Annotated in this window: 16 protein-coding genes and 8 pseudogenes; 10 read left to right on the top strand and 14 right to left on the bottom strand. The window is 37.3% G+C overall.

What is annotated here, in order from left to right; translation table 11 throughout:
• The first annotated feature begins 498 nt into the window (after window positions 1-498).
• The 4 genes and pseudogenes from ACP7AK_RS14525 to ACP7AK_RS14510 all read left to right on the top strand — a co-directional run.
• Complete coding sequence (locus tag ACP7AK_RS14525) at window positions 499-699, top strand: transposase (RefSeq protein WP_004647840.1); 201 nt, start codon at window positions 499-501, stop codon at window positions 697-699.
• Window positions 700-736: 37 nt separating this feature from the next.
• Window positions 737-925: a hypothetical protein gene (locus tag ACP7AK_RS14520; RefSeq protein WP_016807214.1), complete on the top strand. Its 189-nt coding sequence runs from the start codon at window positions 737-739 to the stop codon at window positions 923-925.
• Window positions 922-1217 (top strand): annotated as a pseudogene (gene tnpB, locus ACP7AK_RS14515) (IS66 family insertion sequence element accessory protein TnpB). Before ACP7AK_RS14520 ends, tnpB begins: the two are co-directional and overlap by 4 nt.
• 102 nt (window positions 1218-1319) lie before the next feature.
• Window positions 1320-1706, top strand: a pseudogene (locus ACP7AK_RS14510) (IS66 family transposase); the annotation flags it as partial.
• A gap of 43 nt (window positions 1707-1749) precedes the next feature.
• On the opposite strand, the pseudogene ACP7AK_RS14505 reads toward ACP7AK_RS14510, so the two are convergent.
• Together ACP7AK_RS14505 and ACP7AK_RS14500 are read right to left on the bottom strand one after the other, a co-directional pair.
• Window positions 1750-1888 (bottom strand): annotated as a pseudogene (locus ACP7AK_RS14505) (IS5/IS1182 family transposase); the annotation flags it as partial.
• A 245-nt stretch (window positions 1889-2133) separates the two neighbouring features.
• Complete coding sequence (locus ACP7AK_RS14500; RefSeq protein ID WP_425880165.1) at window positions 2134-2580, bottom strand: BLUF domain-containing protein; 447 nt, start codon at window positions 2578-2580, stop codon at window positions 2134-2136.
• Window positions 2581-3003: 423 nt separating this feature from the next.
• Between ACP7AK_RS14500 and ACP7AK_RS14495 the strand changes: the two are divergent.
• Window positions 3004-3649, top strand: a pseudogene (locus tag ACP7AK_RS14495) (IS5 family transposase).
• Between the two features lie 99 nt (window positions 3650-3748).
• Here the strand turns inward: ACP7AK_RS14495 and ACP7AK_RS14490 are convergent.
• The 5 genes from ACP7AK_RS14490 to ACP7AK_RS14470 form a co-directional block, all read right to left on the bottom strand.
• Entirely contained in the window at window positions 3749-4549 is an 801-nt protein-coding gene (locus ACP7AK_RS14490) for a sulfite exporter TauE/SafE family protein (RefSeq protein ID WP_425880164.1), read from the bottom strand.
• A 42-nt stretch (window positions 4550-4591) separates the two neighbouring features.
• Window positions 4592-5086, bottom strand: coding sequence for a flavin reductase (locus ACP7AK_RS14485; protein WP_425880166.1), 495 nt, complete (start codon window positions 5084-5086; stop codon window positions 4592-4594).
• Window positions 5087-5183: 97 nt separating this feature from the next.
• The gene (locus ACP7AK_RS14480) at window positions 5184-6227 is read right to left on the bottom strand and encodes a methionine synthase (protein ID WP_425880163.1); all 1044 of its coding nucleotides are present in this window, start codon (window positions 6225-6227) and stop codon (window positions 5184-5186) included.
• 50 nt (window positions 6228-6277) lie between these two features.
• Complete coding sequence (locus ACP7AK_RS14475; RefSeq protein WP_071321316.1) at window positions 6278-7261, bottom strand: putative oxygenase MesX; 984 nt, start codon at window positions 7259-7261, stop codon at window positions 6278-6280.
• Window positions 7262-7429: 168 nt separating this feature from the next.
• Window positions 7430-8461 carry a hypothetical protein gene (locus ACP7AK_RS14470; protein WP_171476945.1) on the bottom strand — a complete coding sequence of 344 codons (1032 nt, stop codon included), beginning with the start codon at window positions 8459-8461 and terminating at the stop codon, window positions 7430-7432.
• A 171-nt stretch (window positions 8462-8632) separates the two neighbouring features.
• Between ACP7AK_RS14470 and ACP7AK_RS14465 the strand changes: the two genes are divergently transcribed.
• The gene (locus tag ACP7AK_RS14465) at window positions 8633-9301 is read left to right on the top strand and encodes an epoxyqueuosine reductase QueH (RefSeq protein WP_004647714.1); all 669 of its coding nucleotides are present in this window, start codon (window positions 8633-8635) and stop codon (window positions 9299-9301) included.
• Here ACP7AK_RS14465 and ACP7AK_RS14460 read toward each other — a convergent pair.
• The 4 genes and pseudogenes from ACP7AK_RS14460 to ACP7AK_RS14445 all read right to left on the bottom strand — a co-directional run bounded on the left by ACP7AK_RS14460 (window position 9298) and on the right by ACP7AK_RS14445 (window position 12376).
• Entirely contained in the window at window positions 9298-10689 is a 1392-nt protein-coding gene (locus tag ACP7AK_RS14460; RefSeq protein WP_425880162.1) for a methylenetetrahydrofolate reductase C-terminal domain-containing protein, read from the bottom strand. The genes ACP7AK_RS14465 and ACP7AK_RS14460 overlap by 4 nt on opposite strands.
• Window positions 10690-10877: 188 nt before the next feature.
• Window positions 10878-10979, bottom strand: a pseudogene (locus tag ACP7AK_RS14455) (putative oxygenase MesX); the annotation flags it as partial.
• A 24-nt stretch (window positions 10980-11003) separates the two neighbouring features.
• Window positions 11004-11120: pseudogene (locus tag ACP7AK_RS14450) on the bottom strand (transposase); the annotation flags it as partial.
• Between the two features lie 50 nt (window positions 11121-11170).
• Entirely contained in the window at window positions 11171-12376 is a 1206-nt protein-coding gene (locus ACP7AK_RS14445) for a tyrosine-type recombinase/integrase (RefSeq protein WP_425880161.1), read from the bottom strand.
• A 299-nt stretch (window positions 12377-12675) separates the two neighbouring features.
• Here ACP7AK_RS14445 and ACP7AK_RS14440 point away from each other — a divergent pair, with 299 nt between their 5' ends.
• Window positions 12676-13107 carry a PPC domain-containing protein gene (locus tag ACP7AK_RS14440; protein ID WP_425880160.1) on the top strand — a complete coding sequence of 144 codons (432 nt, stop codon included), beginning with the start codon at window positions 12676-12678 and terminating at the stop codon, window positions 13105-13107.
• 118 nt (window positions 13108-13225) lie between these two features.
• Here the strand turns inward: ACP7AK_RS14440 and ACP7AK_RS14435 are convergent.
• From ACP7AK_RS14435 to ACP7AK_RS14425, 3 genes and pseudogenes are all read right to left on the bottom strand, one after another.
• Window positions 13226-14147: pseudogene (locus ACP7AK_RS14435) on the bottom strand (IS481 family transposase).
• Window positions 14148-14349: 202 nt separating this feature from the next.
• Entirely contained in the window at window positions 14350-14700 is a 351-nt protein-coding gene (locus ACP7AK_RS14430) for a hypothetical protein (RefSeq protein ID WP_425880159.1), read from the bottom strand.
• Between the two features lie 150 nt (window positions 14701-14850).
• Window positions 14851-15351: pseudogene (locus tag ACP7AK_RS14425) on the bottom strand (IS3 family transposase); the annotation flags it as partial.
• Window positions 15352-16044: 693 nt separating this feature from the next.
• Here ACP7AK_RS14425 and mqo point away from each other — a divergent pair.
• The 3 genes from mqo (at window position 16045) to ACP7AK_RS14410 (ending at window position 19568) form a co-directional block, all read left to right on the top strand.
• Window positions 16045-17679: a malate dehydrogenase (quinone) gene (gene mqo, locus ACP7AK_RS14420; protein ID WP_004733172.1), complete on the top strand. Its 1635-nt coding sequence runs from the start codon at window positions 16045-16047 to the stop codon at window positions 17677-17679.
• A gap of 72 nt (window positions 17680-17751) precedes the next feature.
• Entirely contained in the window at window positions 17752-19026 is a 1275-nt protein-coding gene (locus ACP7AK_RS14415; protein WP_004733173.1) for an MFS transporter, read from the top strand.
• A gap of 56 nt (window positions 19027-19082) precedes the next feature.
• Window positions 19083-19568, top strand: a complete 486-nt coding sequence (locus ACP7AK_RS14410) for a hypothetical protein (protein ID WP_004733174.1) — start codon at window positions 19083-19085, stop codon at window positions 19566-19568.
• Window positions 19569-19703 lie beyond the last annotated feature (135 nt).

The raw sequence follows: 19703 nt of genomic DNA, 5'->3' as shown, positions 1-19703 counted from the left end.
CCCTTACTTCCACAACATAGGATTGTAAATAAAGTGTAGTGGCTTGCAAAGCAAGTGGATAAGCTTAAAATTTTAAGTACAAATCAATCCATCACTTGGCATAACTCAAATCTTTGTGCGAACAAAGTTACACGTTACTTATAACTACCATGTACTGACAGTATGTTCACCTCAATTACTAAAAATAAAGAAATGAGCAAGCATCAGCTCAACTACATTTCTATTTTTAATTCGGTTCGGCTTTGTTGCATAACGAGCTGAAAAACAGATTTTGAAAACAGCAGATTCAAATCACAAGTGCGACACATTTGTAGTTAGTTGAAAAATTTAGGTGTATTCGTAGAATCATTAGACTTTTTCAACTCGCAATTGGAAAGCACGCAATGAAGAAATACACCCAACTCTCTCAAGATGAAAGTAAGCGTCCGCTGAGCCCCACTTTTTCTCACTCATGAATACCACGATAGTGTCCACTAAATTTTAAGTGGACACCTATTTATGGATTTAAAGACAGTTATAGACAGCACACCAATGCTAAAAAAGCCCCGTCGAACCTTCACGGCTGAATTTAAACATCAACTTATTCAGCAATGCCAGCAGCCAGATACATCAGTGGCTAAGGTCGCAATGCAACATCAGATCAATGCCAATCTGTTGCATAAATGGATTCGTCAGTCCAGATCAATGCCCCTGCATTAACACCCCCTCCATTCCACAGACTGACTTTCTTCCGGTCATGCTTCACCCGACTCCAGTCAAACAAGACGCACCTCCGCCACCTGTGCCGGAGAAGAATGCTGTCGCTCATATCAGGATTCCATTGCATAAGGAACAAAGTTCCGCAAGGGATCAGATGATCGAGATCGACTGGCCAGTGGAGTCAGTAACTGAATTACTGTTGCTGATCCAGGGTTTGACTCAATGATCCGTATTGATGAAATCTGGTTGTCTACCCAGCCCATGGACATGCGTGCGGGTATGGATACTGCCATGGCTAAGGTGTTGAGAGCCTTTGGCTCGATCAAACCGCATTGCGCTTACCTGTTCTGTAATAAACGTGGCCATCGCATGAAAGTGCTGGTGCATGATGGACGGGGATCTGGCTGTGTGCCCGGCGGCTGGAACAGGGAAAATTCCACTGGGCGCAGGTTCACCAGGGTGAAAGCATGGCGATCAGTCTGGAACAGTTACAGTCACTGATCCAGGGTTTGCCTTGACAGCGCATTGGTGGTGACGATGCTCTAAACCAGCTTGGTACATTCTGCTATTCTCCAAACGTTCTATTTCCTCTGCGTCATGACCTCAGGCATACTGCGGTCATTAAAATGCTGCCTGACTTAAGCCAACTGACCCATGAACAACTGCTGGAATTTACCAGACAGCTAGCGCTGCAGCATCAACAACTCGCAGAAGATAAACAACAATTAGATACCAAAGTTCAGCATCTTGAAGTATCAAATCAGCAATTGGATACCAAAGTTCAACATCTTGAAGCATGCAACCAACATCTCTCTGTTCTCATTCAAAAATACGAGCATGAACTTGCGCTATTTAAACAGTATAAATTCGGTAGTAAAAATGAACATCTCACCGCAAAACAAATCCACCTATGGGACGAAGCGGTTGAAGAAGATATTGCTGCGGTTGACCTGGAACTGGAACGACTGAATGCAGATAAAATGAATACAGCTGCGCAGAAAAGCGAGTATGCACGACTCTAAAATCACCAAAGCGTTCGAATAAGTCTCACCACGGGATACCTGAACGATAGCGCTTCAACAAATAGTCGGTTATCTTTGGCCGTTACTCCAACAGTACCCATTCGTCCAGGTAACAGATCTTTAACCTGTTCCCACTGATCATCTTTTAATGCATAGCGTTTAGTCATGAAAAATTATGAGGACCGGTAAGATTTTCTCAAGCTAATTGATGACACGCCCTAAGAATAAAAAAATATTTATAAAAATAGACGTCTTGCGTTAGTCAAAATTTAAAATTTAAACAGCCAAAAGCTACATATTATAAGGTTTTAGCCAATTCAAAAATTAGGTAAAACGATACTTTCGCAAGAGGTCTAATCTATATTTTTTAGATTTAGCTATACAGAATTTATCATTCTGTATAGCATAGACTTTATACTCTATTAGTATCTAGAGTATAGTAAGAGTCAGACTGCTTAGCTAAAAGTTCAATAAACTGCGGAATTGCACTTGCACTTAAAGTATAAGGGTTAAATTCATCTATTTTATGCTCAGAAAAGAAATCAATAATATCTTTATGAATGATGGCATATTTCATATTCCATCGAGAAAAGAGATTTTCACTAATATCTTCAGAGTACATTAACTCGCAATTTTTATGACGAGAATCTTTCAAAATTTTTTCATAGAATAAGTTTTCTATTTTATCCCTTTTACCTTCTAAACATTGCACAAAATAACCATTTCCATAATAGAGAACCCCACATATAGAGTTTAACGAATTAAATCTTACAGCTTCAGTGAGAATATCAAATAAGTCATTTTTAGGATTATCGCAATCATATAATTTACTTACATATAAGATTCTTGCATTACTCATTACAGCCTCAGTACATATAAATGAATAAATAAATCTTGAAATTCAACTAAAAAAAGTTAGAATTCTAATTGAAAATAAATATATAAAAACAGCAATACAAATTTCCTTATACCTCAATCAGATAAAAATTATATATGGAAGGTTGCTACTTATATAAGTTTTTCAACTTTGTAACACATCACAAAGCGCGATTTTTTACTTACACATAACTGATTTAGATACAGTTATATTGAAGATCAAGACGAGTTAAGATAAGCATCTAAATAATATTTATAACGATAAAAAAGCTATAAAGTAAAGAGTGCTAATTTTAACATGATAAAGCTATGTTGATAAGGTAATGCCCCGAAAAATAAAAGGATCTAAAAGGGTTTTGTCGCACAAACCTACCTCTAAGGGCTTATTTAGCAATATAATTCTCAAATGAATAAGCCCACACCTAAAATTTATCGTACAACCAATTGGTCATCCTACAAGCGCGCTTTGGTCAATCGTGGTAAATTAACAATTTGGTTTGATCCAGAAACACAATGGTATGTACAGCCATAAGGTAAACATGGTCCGAATCAAACTTATTCTGATGCTGCTATTCAATACTGTCTGATGATTAAATTTATATTCCATCTGTTTTTACGTATGGTCAATGGCTTTGTACAAAGTCTCATTCATCTTTGTAGATCAGATTCCACAAGAAGAACAGATTGACTCCGTCTATACTGATGGGGCTTATGACACCAAGCAATGCCGTTAGGTAATCGCAGACCGACAAGCACATGCGGTGATTCCGCCAAGAAAAAATGCGAAACTTTGGAAAGATACAAAGCTTAGCTCGCTAGAGCAAAATGAATTACTTCGAACAGTTAAACGTTTAGGCAGGACATTATGGAAAAAATGGTCTGGTTATCATCGTCGAAGTTTAGTTGAAACCAAGATGCATTGCATCAAACTATTAGGTGATAAATTAGCAGCAAGGAGTTTTTCTAGTCAGGTGAATGAGATTCATGCACGCATAGCCGTATTGAACAAATTTACAGAATTAGGTCGTCCTCATACCCAAGTTGTCACTTGAATTCTGTTCAAATGAGCAGAGTGTTGTCTTTTAAATCTTTGTGCAACAAAGCCCTTTAAAATTACATTTAGCATAAAATCTCTTATGCGAAGTCCAATATTAAATTAATCCTTTCACAAGGAAGAAGCTTGCTACAATGACCAATAAAACTGCAAAGCATTTCTTTAACATTGCTGGCGATAAAGCATGTGCCGCCTTCGCACCAAACTTAGCCGTAATGAAACTCATGATGCTAATGCCAATAAATGCATAAATATGTACGTAACCAATGGTATTAGGTACATTAATCTCAGCATTTATACCAAAAATAATAAAACCTAATGCACCAGCGACAGCAATGGGGAATCCACATGCCGCAGATGTTCCAACCGCCTTTTGCATGACCACACCATAGCGATTCAGGTACGGAACCGTCAGACTTCCACCACCTATTCCAAAAATTGCTGATGCAATCCCAATGACACTACCAGCAGCAACTTGTTGACCTGATGAGGGTAACGTTTTCGTTGGGTCAATTGCTTTTTTGGCACCTGTAAACATCGTATATGCGACCCAAATCAGAAATAAGCCAACAATGATTTGTAGATGTAATCCTGATATCAAACCAGCAATACCTGCCCCAAAAAAACAACCAATCGCCATAGGTGGCGCTAGATTTTTAAATACAGGCCATAGCACAGCGCCATTTTTATGATGTGCCATTAATGAGCTAATTGAAGTGACAACGATTGTTGCTAAAGATGTACCTAATGCGAGATGCATAACAACATCAGGGTCATAACCCATTTGAGTAAAGACAATAAAAAGCAGTGGTACAATAATCGTACCACCGCCGACACCAAACAGCCCTGCTGCAAAACCAGCAAAAGCGCCGATGACTAAAAAGGTTATAAGTTCCACAATAAACTAACTTTAAAAAGATAAAAGAATTAAGGCATTGAGTTAAGCGTGTTCCAACTGACCCACTTGATGATAAGCACGGTTAAAATACACCAGACTTTCTTCTTGATCGCTTTGTTGAACTTTAAGAACACGACACATGAAAACACTGTGTGTACCGACTTGCTGAATATCTTGAATCTCACAGTCAAAACTGACTAATGCATCTTCCAAAATCGGCGAGCTTGTTTCTAACGTGCTCCAATCACCTAGTTTGAAACGATCTTCTGAGCTAAACTTACTTGAAGCAAATGCGTTAGAAATTTGCTCATGCTGTGTACTCAGCACATTGACCGCCAAGACTTTATTTTCAAAAAAATGGGCATGTGAACGGGAGGATTGATTCATACAGACTAATAACGTTGGCGGTGTATCCGTCACGCTACATACGGCAGATGCAGTAAATCCATGCATACCTGTTTCACCCGAAGTCGTAATAACATTCACTGCTGTGGTGAGTAAAGACATTGCATTTCTAAAGTCTGTTGCTTCAATCATCTCTTTCATCTCAAATGTACATATCACGTGCTCGTGCATAAAGCTGGACAAATGACCTTGCGATGATTTGTTCTGCTTCGCACGAGACTACGTTTGATTAAGCTTCTAGCTCTTTACGAACAATGGCAGCACCTGCGCTTAAAGCTTCAAGTTTGCCACGTGCCACTTGGCGAGATAGCGGTGTCATACCACAGTTAGTTGAAGGATACAGTTTATCTGCATCAACAAATTGCAATGCTTTGCGTAGCGTATTTGCTACTTCCTCTGCAGTTTCCACTTGAGTGGTTGCCACATCAATTGCACCCACCATCACTTTCTTACCACGGATCAATTCGATTAAATCCATTGGTACACGTGAGTTTTGGCATTCAAGTGAAATAATATCGAGCTTAGATTGTTGTAGTTTCGGGAATGACTCTTCGTATTGACGCCATTCATTACCTAAAGTTTGTTTCCAATCTGTATTGGCTTTAATGCCGTAACCATAGCAAATATGAACTGCAGTTTCACATTTTAGACCTTCAAGTGCACGTTCTAAGGTTGGTACACCCCAGTCATTCACTTCATCAAAGAATACGTTAAACGCAGGTTCATCAAATTGGATAATGTCTACGCCTGCTGCTTCAAGTTCTAAAGCTTCTTGGTTCAAAATTTTGGCAAATTCCCAAGCCAGTTTTTCACGGCTCTTGTAGTGTCCGTCAAAAAGTGTATCAATCATGGTCATTGGACCAGGCAACGCCCATTTAATTGGCTGACTGGTTTGGCTGCGTAAAAATTTCGCATCGTCTACAAACACTGCTTTTTTACGAGAAACATCACCCACAACAGAAGGTACACTCGCATCATAACGATTACGAATACGCATCGTTTCACGCTTTTCGAAATCCACACCTTCAAGATGCTCAATAAAGGTGGTCACGAAATGCTGACGGGTTTGCTCGCCATCACTCACGATATCGATACCCGCAGTGACTTGCTCATGCAATGATAATTTCAAAGCATCACGTTTAGCTTCTAATAATTCTTCGCCTTCAAGCTTCCATGCAGACCATAATTTTTCAGGTTCAGCTAACCAAGACGGTTTTGGCAAGCTACCCGCAGTTGAAGTTGGGAGTAAAAGTTTCGGTTGTGTAAGCGCCATGTCTAATCTTCTTTGTCTAAATTCGTAAATCTGTTTATCAATTTAATGGATTAAGCAGCTGTTTCGACTTCGAAATTTACAGCCCATTCATTTAAAATGTCTTGATAAGGCTTAATGAAGTTTTCTTCCGTCCATTTACCTTGTTTAACTGCAAGCTCACCACGTTCCACACGGTCATAGACCACACGTGTAAGTGAATAATCGCCATAGCTTAGACTTGGTTGATACACCACACCTGCAGGAGAGTTGGTGTTGTAAATTTCAGGACGATAGATCCGTTGGAAACTTTCCATGGTCGCAATAGCACTGATCAATTCAAAATCAGTATAATCACGGACTAAATCGCCAGCGAAATAGAATGCTAATGGTGCATTACCACCTTCTGGTTTAAAGTAGCGTACACGTAAACCCATTTTGGCAAAATATTCATCGGTACGTGAATATTCATCATTTTTGTATTCCACACCCAAAATAGGATGTACGTTGGCTGTACGGAAATACGTTTTAGAGGTTGAAACGCTTAAGCAAATGACAGGTTGTTTTTTAAATTCTGCTTTAAATACATCTGAATTGACTAAATGTTGATAAAGCTTGCCATGTAGATTGCCAAAATCTTCAGGTTTTTCACCTACACCACAACCCAATTGTGGCAATACCACACTGAAGTCGTAATCACGCACATAAGATGAGAAGCTATTGCCGATCATGCCTTCAATACGCTCACCTGTTTGATGGTCAATCACAACACTTTTAAGTGTTTCAATAAATGGGAAAGTTTGACCATTACCTTCAATATCAATTTCCGCAGAAATAATGTCAATCTCAAGTGAATAGCGATCACCTTTCGGGTTATCAACGGTTGCCAAGCTATTAAAACGGTTGTTGATCATCGCAAGGGTACGACGCAAGTTTTCTTCACGGCTTTCCCCACGTGCCAAATTGGCAAAATTTGTGGTTAAACGTGTGCTTTCTGCTGGCGTGTAGTTTTCATCAAAACGGATACGTTTAATTGAACACTCAAATGCTGTACTCATGGAGATTGCCACCTAAAAATTTTATAAAAAGCTAAATTTCTGAATGGCTGTATTTAAACGTGAATAAGAAAGTGAGTAAAACGATATAAATTCAGCTTAAGATGAGAAATACTCATCTTAATAAATTAAAGATTCTGAGGATTTTTAGTTATTCAGTAAGTTAAGCGGCTATCTAAAATCTTTATCTGAAATTGATAATGTTTTTTGCAACTCTACCAAAGATAATAAATCTCCAACTATCAAGTATGTGTAAATAACATAACGATCAGCTTCTTGCCTAGAAGTAATAATATCATGAGAACCTTTCTGAGCAGCTTTGAAAATAGCATCTAACCGCTCGCCCAAATATTTCATCTGTGAACCAACGATTTCCTCAAATCTTTTAGAGTCTGACTGCTCATCAACATATGCAATAATTCGATTTATATAATTATCCACACCTAATTTAATAATTTTAGTTTCACCATTGTCTAAATTAATAGTCTTATCCTCTCTAGCAGGATAAATCACATCAGCAGTATCTTGTAATATTCGCCTACAACTATGAACAGCATTTGACCAATCCTCTGAATTTTCGGACGTTAAATTCTCATAAACAGATGCAAATTTTTGTGCTGATAATGGTACTAAATCTCCAATTTTTCCGTCTACAAACTTTCTTGTTCTAGAAAAAATATCTGACGTAATTTTTGAATATTTTAGCTCATAATATTTATTAGACACGTATTCGCATACAAAAGCTTGTCGTTTAGTTAGAAATTGAGAGTTCGTGCTAATACCATCTCTTAAACTCTTTCTTTCTAAAAAATTACTAGTGCCACCTGATGAAACAAATTGATTCGGATTAGCTGAACTTATTGAAACATTAGGATCATGTGCAATTTTTAGACTATCCTTCATTGCTTCCAATTCAATCTCCATCGCTCCGATTGACCCTAACTTAGCTTTCTCTACGGTTTTTCCTTCTCCAGCTTTTTTACATAAGTCCCATATATCGGGTGTTAAACCATTTGGGCTTGAAGGATAACCACTACTTTCAAAGATAAAAATTCTTTGGTAATCGAATTCATTTAGCAATCTTGCCAATCTACTCGCCTTTAATGCGCAATTAGATAAAGAAGAGGTACTTAACTCAATATTACTAATAATTTCTTCACTTAATTTTAAAGCTTCATTCAATGACTCTTGATTAACTTGCAATGTTCTGCTTCCAAAGCATTATTGTAGTTATTCTCTTATATACTTTAGTTCTTATTAAATTTCAATTAGTGAATTTCTTTCATCTTAACCTTAGAAAATATCAGTATATCAAATCCTTACTATCTAATTAAATCGTTAAAATATAGGGTTTAGATTTAAACCCATATAACTATGTCAAACAAACTTGAACGTCAGAAATTGACTCTCCCAGCAGGTCACGACAAGCTTCTGCTTCACTCCTGCTGTGCACCATGCTCGGGTGAAGTGATGGAAACCCTAATTGAATCAGGCATCGACTTTTCGATCTTTTTTTATAATCCCAATATTCACCCTGTCAAGGAATATGAAATCCGTAAGGAAGAAAATATTCGCTTTGCAGAAAAACATAATATTCCTTTTATTGACTGTGATTACGATACAGACAATTGGTTTGCACGTGCCAAAGGCATGGAAAATGAGCCAGAGAAAGGTATTCGCTGTACCATGTGTTTTGATATGCGCTTTGAACGGACTGCCCTTTATGCAGCTGAAAATGGCTTCAGCCTAATTAGTAGCTCATTGGGTATTTCTCGTTGGAAAGATATGAAGCAGATCAATGATTGTGGGCATCGTTCTGCTTCACATTATGAAGGTATCACCTATTGGGACTACAACTGGCGTAAAAATGGTGGTGCTGTTCGTATGCTTGAAATCAGCAAGAAGGAAGAATTCTACCAACAAGAATATTGTGGCTGTGTATACTCCTTACGTGATACCAACCGTTGGCGTATGAGCCAAGGTCGTGATCGCATCAAATTGGGCGTGAAATTTTATTCGAATGCCATGGATGATGAAAGCTAAGCTTCAGTCGCCAGATACCAATTTTTCCAGGAACTGGTTCCACGGACTTCAATGGGTACAGTTGGAATCAGTTTTTCTTTTAGAACGTCAGTCTGTCCCACGGCTTTGGCAAGTCGGGCTTTCACAGAATGAATGCATTCACGATCTCCAAACTCACAGCGATCCAATGTCGTACCACCACAAGGACCATTCGCCAATCCTTTGGGACAAGTTTCAGGGCAAATATATAAAGTATCTCCTAACCTACATTGACCACAACTTTCACAACCCATGATCCCTTGCTTAGAGATAAATTCAGTTTTTAACAATGCTTTTGCTGCAGGCGCATTTTCCCAGAATGAGGCTTTAAAAATAAAATGCCCCACACCTTTGGCAATTTTGGACTCAAATAGAGCCTTGTGCATGAAATGCAATTGCTGATATTTAATAAGCTGGCTAGAGGATAGTTGGCGGGAATAATAAGCTAATTCTGGCACGAGTTCATTTTTAGTCTTCACTTGCCACAGTGCATTCCAGAGTGCTTCGAGTTCATGTAAACCATAATGTCGATATTGTTCAATATATTTTTCTAAAAGCTTTTGCTCTTCAGGCTTATGGCATGCTGAAAGATGCACACCTGCAAAACTCAAATATTTACACATCAATAGTTGTATAGCACAACGTTTATAAGCATTCTCAGTTCGTCCATCCTGTTCTTCCTGAGCCAACACTCGTAACATGTGTGGTGTAATCACAATTCCTGCGACCTTATGTTTCACCATAAAATTGGCACGTGCCAAACTAAGTGGCATAACACAAGCAAGTATATTTTGTGGGTATCGATGACGATTTAAAAAAGCCTTGGCTTGTTTTAAAGCCTCCATATCGTAACCCAACTGGGTAACGATAAAGTCTGCTCCTGCTTTAATCTTTTTGTGAAGTTTTAAATATTGTGCATCACGTTCAGCTTCAGCATATTTAAAGGGATTAAAAGCTACACCAATGTGAAATCCACCATAACACTTTGCGGCCATGACCGCATTTACAGACTCTAAATATCGGGTGCGATTCGTTCCATCTTGACCATTTGTATGCCCTTTTAACTTATCACCTGTGAGAAGCAGTAAATTTTTCTGTCCCGAAGCTTGAGTTGATTTTAAGAAGGTCTCAAAATCAGTAATATCCCGACCTTTCCCTGAATAATGGATGAGTTTTTCCACAGATGAAGGAAATGTCTTCGCACATTCAAGTGGTGGCAAATCACTATCGGCATGCACTCGATCTGCCAAAGTGATCGCACATGGAAATTCTGCTAAAGACATTGGTACGCCAATGCCCTTAGCAGAACTTAAATATTCCAACAAAATACAAAACTGATTGTGCTTAAAATGGGAAGCAAGCTGTGACATAAAATAAAGTTCAAATAAAAATGATTAAAGCAGGTCGCTATTATATTCGACCTAACAGAATCAGCCCGATTAATCTTAAACAGGCTGATATAGAAAATTTTAGTCAACAATTATGCAATGAATCTATTCACTACATTCAATCAGGCAACTTTCTCATTAGTTTCTCGCTCTAATGTGAAATGAAATGCCTATTTTTCAAGAATATTTTGATACGACTTAATGAAGTTCTCTTCTATCCATTTACCTTGCTTAAGATTCAATTGAACACGTTCAACACCGTCATAAACTTTACGAGTTAAGAGAAATCATTATTGTGAACAGACTATTTCTCTAAGTTGATTCATCACAATATGTAATTTATAGCCATAGAACCGACCCATTGAGCTTTTACCACGAGATGCAATTTTAGATAATAATTTATGGCGGTGAATAGGTTTGTGCAACAAAGCCTATTCTAATTAAAACTTGGATTTCATAACCATTAATTTACAGTACAACTATCAATAAAATCGCCCCACCATTGCATCATTTCCATACGCTGATTAAAATATTCTGCATGATTATAACTCGCACGGGTTTTATTCTTATCAATATGAGATAGCTGTGCTTCAATCCAATTTGATTGAAATAAACCGGATTCATTTAATATGGTACTAAATGTTGAGCGCAAACCATGAGATGATAGTTCATTTTTAGTATATCCCATCTTTCTAATAATTAAGTTCAGGGTATTAAAATGAATGGGTTTATTATTATTTCTTGGACTGGAAAAAACATATTTGTCTCCATGAGACCAGATTAGTGCAGATCTTACAACTTCAAGTGCTTGATCAGATAGTGGAACTAAAAATTCAGGAATATCATGACCTAAAATAACTTTTCTTCTATATTGTTTAATATGTAAGGCTGGTATTTTCCATATTTTTTTATCTAGATCGAAGTGATGTGGTTCACAAAGCAATAATTCTCCACCACGGACGCCTGTATATAATTTAAATAACAGGGCTTTTTTAATAATAGGATCTGTATTAATCTGATTTAATTTAGCTAAGAAATTAGATAGTTCATCTGAATTCAAATGAGGATAGTTTTTCTTAATCTTATTGTTGACTAATATTTTATGAAGTCCATGTGCAATATTATATTCACAATACCCCATCGCTACCGCATAATCATAAATCTGATTTAAATAACTATAGGCTTTCTTTACAGGTTCTTTTACATTTCTAGATTCTATCTTTTTAATAATCTTAACTAGATCATATCTTTTAATTTCAATAAATGGCATTAGTCCAATATTTGGATAAACATCCTGATCTAAACATTTTTTTGCGAGCTGAATTACACCGCATCGTGGTTCATCTTCAAAGGAATTTTTAATTTTAAATTCTAACCACTCTTCACAAATATCCTGAAAAGTTTTGATGTATTTTTTATGCAGTGGTTTATTTTCATAATTATTAAATTTATATTCATCCCGGACTGATCTGGCCTCTTTCAAGGACATTACAGGATATTCACCCAACTTCATGCGAGGACGTTTATTTGTCCCTGCAAGTGAATAGCGGTAACTCCAAGATTTACGTCCGTTTGGTTCTACCTTCAAACTTAAGCCGTCATCATCTGCCAGAAAATAGATTTTTTCCTTTGATTTAGCTTGACGTACCTTAATTTCAGTAAGACTCATGAATTTTTAACCTAACCACAAATGGCACTGCTCAATTGAATTATAGCAAATTTAAGCGATATTCATATGATGCGTATCATACGCATCACATATTTCTATAAGTAATTGTTAAATAAAATTTATATTTAGATTGGCTAGTCCTTAGTAACCAATTAATTAACCATTAATTTTGCAAGTCTTAAATTGGCATTTGAAGTGTAACCCCATGTTATGACTATTCACATTTCTGCTCTATGATTCATGGTTACTTATTAGTTATATTATTATGTCAGGAGCGATACAAGAATTAGGGTAACCTTATGGAAATAGCGAATACGAAATTACTAGCTGGCGCTTTGGTAGCCCTAACTTTAACTATAGTTAGCCCTGTCGTACTTGCAAATGATAACAATGATATACGAAAGACTATTGTAGTTAAGTTTGCTAAAAAAGCTTACTCTGCAAATTATTACGGAAGGATAGATGGATACAAGTATGATTCCTACAAATTTTATGCTAAAAAAGGGCAAAAGTTAAAAGTGAAGTTGACTGGAGGAAATGTTGAAGCTTACTTATGGGGTAATCAATTAAAAGACTCCATCAATCTTGGAGAATATTCTCCAGAGCTTGATGATAATGGTATTTATATTTTACCTGCTTCAGGTGAGTATGAAATTAGAGTATTACAACCTAGATCACAGGCAAGAAAAGATAAAAAACCTCAATACTGGATGAGTATTGACATTAAATAAAGACTTTCTAGATTTTTTTAAGCTTTTATACCAGGGTTCAAAAACTATTGCCAGTTAAACGGGGCGTGATTTTTATTCATATGTTTTTATATTAGTAAAAATGATATAGATACGTAATTCATAGAGATCGTTTCAATTTAGCAATCTCTAAATCCATCTTGTAATTGGCGTGTTGAATCCGTTCATTTGAGGGGTCGTATTGCTTCTGGACTTCATCTAAGAAAGGAGTTTCTTCACATAATTCAAAGTACCTTTCCATCGGTGTTTTACCTTTCAAAGCTGAATGTGGTCTCATCCAGTTATAGTAATGCTGCCATTCGGCTAGCTTGTCTTGGATATCTTCAGAATTAATATCGACAGTAGCGTAGAACTCAGATTTATCAGTCTTTTGAGAACGCTCTACCTTGCCATTCAAATGAGGTGAACCTGGTTTATTTGGCCTAAATTTGATTCCATGCTGCATCAATTTTTTCTGTACTTTTTCAGCAAAGAATTCTCGTCCACGATCGGTCTGTATTCGCTGTATGGGAAAAGGCATTTCTTCAATTACACAGTTAAAAGGTCGAGTGTATCGCAGCTGTTCGGCGTTTATATATCCTTAAAACGCGATATCGTGTGCAGTCATCGATAGATGTGTACTGATATAGTCCAGGGACCCAGTTTACAGGTATCCATTTGAATTCTATCGCCTGGTAATGGACATTCATAACAAATGTAATCTACTTTACGACGGAATTTTTTAATCGGTTTGACTTAATGGGTGGATAGTACTTTATGGATAGTCGCCAAGGACAACGAGACTCCGTGCAGCGCATTTTCAATATTAAAGCTTCTAGCTCAGCATTGATTTTAGTATTTGGCGATTTTAAGGGACATTTACTATGACTACTTAATCCATCAATACCTTGTTCAGAATATCGTTTCCACCACTTGCGTAAAGTTGGTCTAGAAATGCCACATCTCCGACAAACCAGGCCAGTATTATTGGTCTCTTCAAATAATTTAACCCATACGAGTCTTTGTTGAATTTCTCTGTTCATAGACACCCATTATATTGAAGTGATGTCTATGAATCACACAGATTATCATAAGGCTTTTGAAACTGTCGCACCTCATGTTTGAATTCACCCATTAACAGAGTGCGAATTAGTCATTGATCATGTTTGACCACATTTCAAGGAATAGTGTCTAACTTTCGGTATGCAGATTATGGTGTGGGGTTCTCTTAAAGTTTAAACCTCATTATTTTACTTCAGTAATGCTGATTGGCTGGTCTTTTACAAATTCAACAACCCCTTCACCACGTTTAAAGTGAATTGAAACTCCATTATTATTAGCTAAACGAATACCACTACCAACAACTGTTTGCTTTAAACGATATACCACGCCTGAGTTATCAGTCATTAAAGCAGTTTCAAAGTTATCCGATGATTTCAGAAAAATTAATAAACCATTCGGACCAGAAAATTTAAGGACCTGCGTATCAGCTGAAGTATTGCTTGTAGCCTTATTTTGTAAAGTTTCAGTCTTTAGACTCGAAGTACACCCAGTCATTGCTAAAACTAACAAGGTTAAACTTAAAAAATATTTCATTTAACTACCTTTTTCATCTGTAAATCATAAGTGTATTTATACTAATTGTTATAATTTAACAATAAGACAAATATTACTTTTTTTTACATAAAAAAGCCATAAATCGCATTTTGAACAGTACCGGATTTATCAGAGATTTTTTTATTTAAATTAGGCCACCTGACCTAACGGGTTAATCTTATCATAGTACATTGCCTCAAACTCAAAAGGCGATACATATCCCAGTGCACTGTGTACATACTTTTTATTGAACCAATCTACCCAATTTAATGTCGCAAGTTGTACATCTGCTAAACTTTGCCAATCTGCTTTTAAATATTCAATCATCTCTGTTTTGTATAAGCCATTCACTGTTTCAGCCAAAGCATTATCGTATGAGTCCCCCGTTGTACCGATTGATGCTCGTAAATTTGCTGCTTCTAAACGATTGGTATAGCGAATGGAAAGGTATTGAACACCTCTATGGGAATGATGAATCACATTCCTTGGCATACCCCAATCGTGCAATGCTTGCTCCAGTGCATCGAGCACCATATCTGCATTCATACGTGTTGATACTTTCCATCCAACAATTGCTCGTGAGAACACATCAATAATAAAGGCGGTATAGACCCAGCCTGAATTTGTTTGAATATACGTAAAGTCACTCACCTGAGATACCGTCTTGGTAGTCAATCAATAATTGAACCGCTCTATCTCTGATTTCAGGGGTATATTTTACTTTTTTCATCGGAACACTACGCTTCGCTACGTCGTGCGAAGCAATGCTTCTCATCTCAGGAAAGTTGGTCTCCAACAAACCCGGTACGGTTCACAATGAGGTTCATGCTCGTGTAGCAGTCCTTAACAGATTTACAGAATTACAGAATTACAGAATTAGGTCGACCACTTACCCAAGTTACGCCTTAAATTTGGCTCAATTAGGGGCGCTTTGCCTTTCAAATATTTGTGCAATAAAGCCGTTGGAAAGTAACCTTGAAACAAGTTATAAGCTTCTTTTTAATAAATTACCGAGTATTTGTATAAATATTCAACATCTGATTTTTTTTAAACCAGATATTGAATTAAAATAAAAACCAATAAACAAGAACAAACATCATTGGTATTTATATTTTAATTATGTTCATTTACAATAAAAATTACTAAGTCAATACATATTTAGTCTAAAATATCCATCAATCAAAAATGTGTGATAGCTTCGAACGTTAATCTTTGTATACTTGTAATTTTGAGTATTACTTCAATTCTCTAAGCTAATTCTTTACAAGTGTTCCTATCACCATAATTGTTATTCTTGTCTTCGCTATAAAGCGATCCAAACCTGCCCTCCATGGTCATAATCGCATGAACAAATTTTTAAAATACCTATTGGTATTCATCGTTCTGCTTATTATTGCAGCACTAATCTTTTTATTTAGACCTATCGCGTCTAAGAAAATTCAAAACACCAGCAATGAGCCTGTCGTTGACGCAGTCTTAGTTGGTGGTGGCATCATGAGTGCAACCCTAGGCACATATCTTAGTGAACTTGAGCCAAACTGGCAAATTCGTATGTATGAACGCCTAGACAACGTTGCCCAAGAAAGCTCAAACGGCTTCAACAATGCTGGCACAGGCCACTCTGGCTTTATGGAAATGAACTATACCTCTGAAAAAGATGGAAAAATGGACATTTCTAAAGCTGTGAACGTTGCGGAACAATTTGAAGTTGCAAAACAGTTCTGGTCTTATCAAGTCAAAGAAGGCGTTTTGGGTCAACCAAATAGCTTTATCAACCCTGTACCGCACATTGCCTTCGTTTGGGGCGATAACGTGAATTTCCTAGAAAAACGTTACGCTGCAATGGTTAAAAACCCAATGTTTTATGGCATGAAATTCTCTGAGAATCCTGCTGAAATTAAACAATGGGCACCATTGGTGATGAATGGCCGTGATGCTGCACAAAAAGTAGCTGCAACACGCATGGATGTAGGTTCGGATGTGAACTATGGTTCGATCACCACTCAATTGGTCGATCACCTTAAAAAACAATCTAATTTCCAGTTACAAACATCGACTGAAGTGACTGGCATTAGCCAAAACGATGATAAAACGTGGACTGTTGCATTTAAAAACCTCACTACAGGAAAAACAGATCATGTGAAAACGCGCTTTGTCTTTATTGGTGCAGGCGGTGCAGCGGTTAAACTTTTACAAATGACAGGCTTACCAGAAGCGAAGCAATATGCTGGCTTCCCTGTAGGTGGCGTGTTCTTAATGACCGACAACCCAAAAGTCACTGAAGGCCATACTGCAAAAGTTTATGGTCGTGCTGAATTAGGCGCACCGCCAATGTCTGTTCCACATATTGATACACGTTATATCGACGGTAAAAAATATGTGTTGTTTGGTCCATTTGCAACTTATTCAAACAAGTTCTTAAAACAAGGTTCTCAGCTTGATTTATTGAAATCAACTACTAAGAACAACGTTTTACCAATGACCGCTGTGGGTATGGAAAATCTTGATTTGGTGAAATACTTAGTTAGCCAAGTCATGATGACCGATGAAGACCGTTTTAATGAGTTGAAAAAATACTATCCTGATGCAAAACCAGAGGACTGGCGCATGAATCAAGGTGGTCAACGTGTTCAAATCATTAAGAAAGAACCAGGCAAACCTGCAAGCTTGCAATTTGGTACCGAGATTTTTGCATCACAAGATGGTGCTGTGACTGCCCTATTAGGTGCGTCTCCTGGTGCTTCAACTTCCCCTTATATTATGTTGAGCTTGCTTGAAAAAGCATTCCCTCAGCAAGTAGCAGGTAAATGGAATCCGAAATTACATGAAATTGTAAAATCGTACCAACAAGAACTCAGCACTAATCCTGTGCTTCTTGACCAAGTTCGCCAATACACCAGCACAACCCTTGGTTTGAAATATACACCTATGGCTAAAGCTGCAAATGACGAAACTATTGCGGTAGCAAAAGCACAGTAATCTGCTTTAAACCCTAAAAAGGATGGACTTTGCGCCATCCTTTTTTAATTCATATTTGAAACTATTCTGTTTATGTCGCTTTTCCATTCCGATGCTTTTTTGGCTTTTCATTCACGTGATTTTTCACTTCTGAGTGTCAATCAGTTGTGCTTAATTCTAACCATCATGATTCAAGAAGTCGTCATTGCTTATAGTATCTATCAACTCACTCAAAATCCACTCAGCCTTGGCATGATTGCCTTAATTGAGTTACTCCCCTTTATTTGCCTCTCCCTGATCAGTGGCGACTGGGCTGATCGCTATAACCGACAAAAAATTGTGCAGTGGAGTTTTAGCTGTAGCACTTTAATTCCATTATTATTTATTGTTCTTTTTTCTCAGTACCAACAACAGCACATTCAACAAAATACACTTTTATGCGGCATTTATAGCCTCATCTTTTGCTTAGGCATACTTAGAGGCATCTACAGCCCATCATTTAATTCATTACGCCCTTTTCTAACCCCCGAGTCAGCCTATAGCAATGCAGCCACATGGACCGCGCTCATTTGGCAAATAGGCGGCATTTTAGCGCCTTTATGCGCAGGACTTTTACTCGGCCAACTTGGGCTTGAAAAAACCCTCTTTATTGTTTTTTTCTTGTGTTGCGTGGGTAGCATCTGCTTATTCGGATTAAGTCCTCGTCAATTCCCTAGCCCCCATAAACAGCATTTAAGCAAAAGTTTGAAAGAAGCCTATTTGTTTATTTTTAAACATCCACTAATGTTTTGGAGTATGTTGCTGGATCTCAGCGCCATGCTTTTTTGTAGTGTCATTATCTTACTGCCTATTTTTGCACACGATATCCTGCATCTTGGTGTTGAAGGCTTAGGTATACTCAGAGCTGCACCAGCTATTGGCGCCTGTATCATGATGTTGATGTTGACCTGTTATTCTCCGATGCAAAATGCATGGAGAAATATGCTCTATAGTAGTTTTGCAATTGCTTTGTGTACTTTAGCCTTTGCACTATCCTCCCATGTTTGGCTCTCAGTCTTCTTCCTTGTTTTAATCGGTGCCTTTGATAGCATCAGCATGGTCATTCGACAAACTTTATTACAGCAACTCCCCCCAAAAGCACTATTAGGGCGTGTAGCGGCTTTAAATGGCATATTAGTCACTTCAGGCAATCAGCTCGGTGCCCTACACATGAGCCTGATGACGCGCTATTTTTCTGTGGTGCCAGCAGTACTTATTGGAGGGACGCTGTGTTTAATAATCTGTGGTCTAAGCTTTACTCGTACGCGACATTTATTCAAGCCATCTCCAACACTAAAAAAACATGCCACAGTGGCAAAAAGTGAATAGCATGTTAAGCTTCAAATCTTCTTTTAATATGATGTGAGTTTTCAATAGAGCAAATTATGAAACAGATTTTCCCCTTTTCACATATTCTCTATACCAAACTCTATTCTTTCGTACTATCAGTGTTGTTGGCTTATTGCCTATTCAATGCAATTTATACGTTCATTATTGGTGGAACTGGTTTTTATTTATTTGCAACTTTTATTTTAGCTTTTCAATGTAATTTCGCGTTACGCACTTCTCTCCATGACCGTATTTACACCAGTTTAGGGATAGTTTTGCTTATTATTGGGTTATTGTATACACATGGAATTCACTTTCTAAACCATTTAAAAACAATTGTATTGGTTCCTGCTTTAATTTTAACTGCCTTTGGAATAGATAATTTATATAGAAAGCCAAATAGACTTAGTTGTCTTAAAGTTGGACTGATCCTCGGCCTATTGCTATTAGCTTATATTCAATATTATGATTTAGTAGAACTGCAAAATTATTATGACTCTTTACATAATGATGAGACTTGGCAGCAATTTGGCGCATTATAACAGCTAGCACAAAAAATTTGGTGGGTGAAAAATTTACAATCCTAATTCTGATTTATCATGTTATTACATAGGAAAACTGCCTTTAAAAGACGGGTCTTGCTAGTCTAGAATTGCAGACGAAAGGGAATAAAATGC

It is taken from the genome of Acinetobacter sp. TWP2-2-3, assembly GCF_049896445.1.
Lineage (GTDB): Bacteria > Pseudomonadota > Gammaproteobacteria > Pseudomonadales > Moraxellaceae > Acinetobacter.
The sequence above is the reverse complement of the archived record's forward strand: the minus strand, read 5'-3'. Positions and strand labels throughout refer to the sequence as shown.